The sequence below is a fragment of the Pseudoxanthomonas sacheonensis genome (assembly GCF_010093305.1).
GTDB lineage: Bacteria > Pseudomonadota > Gammaproteobacteria > Xanthomonadales > Xanthomonadaceae > Pseudoxanthomonas_A > Pseudoxanthomonas_A sacheonensis.
On the sequence record NZ_PDWS01000034.1, the window covers coordinates 1 to 2,030 of the forward strand.

Annotated in this window: 1 protein-coding gene; it reads right to left on the minus strand. The window is 58.9% G+C overall.

The genetic code is table 11. The annotated features are described in order from the left end of the window. The coding region (locus CSC73_RS18280; protein ID WP_163843559.1) for an RHS repeat domain-containing protein at positions 1–2,030 on the minus strand (2,030 nt) is incomplete at both ends.

Sequence of the window (2,030 nt, forward strand, 5' to 3'; positions counted from 1 at the left end):
ATGCCCTCGTACGCCGGCTTGTTGATCGCCGCGCCATAGGGCTCGTAGTTGGTGCGGTCGATCACCGTCCCGGCTTCGTTGGTGACCGCTACCGGACTGCCCAGGGCATCGGTGTGCTGGTACTTGGTCGCGATTACCGCATTGCTGGGCCAGTCGTGGTCAATGGTGGCCACCAGGCTACCGCCCAGGTAGACGTTCTCGTGGGTCTTCTCGCTGCTGGGGCCGTTCCAGGAGAACAGCATCTGCCCGGACTGGCTGTACTGCCACAGCGTCTTGCTGCCGTCGATCTTGGTGGTCTGCACCCGGCGCCCGTGGCCATCGTACAGATACGCCTCCTTGTTCGGCACTGTGCGCAGGCGGTTGCCGTAGTCGAAGCTATACAGCTGACCGTTCTTGTTGGCCAGATTGCCCTGCACGTCGTAGCTCAGGCCCACCACGGTGGCCCCGGCCGTGTTCTTGATGTTGGTCAGCTGGTTCTTGGCGTCATACACATACTCGGCATAGTCCTTCAGGCCCGCCTGCTTCCACGACTTCAGGTTGTCCAGCGCATCGTAGGTGAAGAAATGCCAGTGGTCGCTCCCGCCGAACATCGCCGAACCCGCCCCGGTCAGACGATCCAGATTGTCGTAGGTCATAAAGCGGTGCTGGGCGGTGGGGGCGCCGATGATGTAATCGTAGATGGCGGTTACGTTGGCATTGGCATCGTAGGCATATTCATGATCCAGTGCATTGCCGCCATCGGTGACCCGGAGCGGCAACTGCCGGGCATTCTGGCTCAGGTTATGGGTCAAGCCATTGCCGTAGGTGAACTGCTTGAGGGCGCCATTGGGGTAGTACTGCGCCCCGGTGGCGTAACTTCCCGCTTGGGTAGCCTGGCCCAAGGCGTTGGGGGCGTAGTTGATGGCCAGGCCCGTAGGATAGGTCTGGCTGGCCAGGCTGCCATTGGCATCGTAGCCATAGCCGATGCTCCAGGTGTACCAGCCAGGCTGGCTAACGCTCTCGCCGGTCAGCATGCGACGCTTGTTGTAGGTGTACGCATTGTTCACGCGTCCGAGCGCAGATCCTTCATTGTCGGTAGCTGCGGTTGCCACTAGACCATCGGGCGTATACGTCCAAGATTGATCCCCCCGGTGATCGGGAAAGAACAGATACGTAGGACGATTTCGACTGTCATACTGCCGAACGGCAGCTCTGCCCGAAGTTGCGCCCTCATTCCGGCTGCATTGAGCCGGATCAGCGTAGTTGGAGCCCGTCAAACCACTAGCAGACCACGCCACATTGCCGGCATTGTCGTAATCCATCACCGTGGCGCCGGTTTCCGGCTCGATGGTTTTGCACAATTGCTGGTAGCCGTCATAAACATAGGACCGAACTGCCGAGACGCCACCACCGCTCCGGGCTATGGAGGTGGGTTTGCCGAATACGTCACGAGTAATGGTCGTGCTTTTGTTTTCTGGCTCTTGAATCGTGATCGGCAGATCGAAGGAAGGCGTGTCGTACGCCTTATAGGTTGTCGTGGTTTGAAACGTGCGCGGATTGGTGACCCGCGTTTGAAAACCAGTCAAGTACTCGGTAGTGCTGGCCAATACGCCCAGCTCGGAATCCTGCTCCACCCGTGTCACACGATCCAGCGCATCGTAAGAAGTACGGATGCCTTGCGTGACCGCTTGGAAATCAGCGACGTTGTTGGCCGGATAAGACTGGAAAGCCAAACGACCGCTAACATCGTATCTTTTGACCACCTGACTGACGGTGCCACTGACGTTGCCGAGATCCAATTTCTCTTCCAGCACAGGACGCCACATAGCGTCGTAATAGACGTTCAGGTAGCCATTGCCTGTCGCGCGACTGGAGCGCCAATGGCCCGGCGCCAAGCCGTGCTCATCGTAGTTTATCTGGATGAAATTCTGCGTCGTTGTATTCCAGACGGTGCTGTCGCCGGTGGGATAGACGATGCTGGCCATGCGCCCCATGGCGTCATAGCCGTAGCTGGTGGTGAACCCGTTCTCATCGGTGGCCGCGGTGATCCA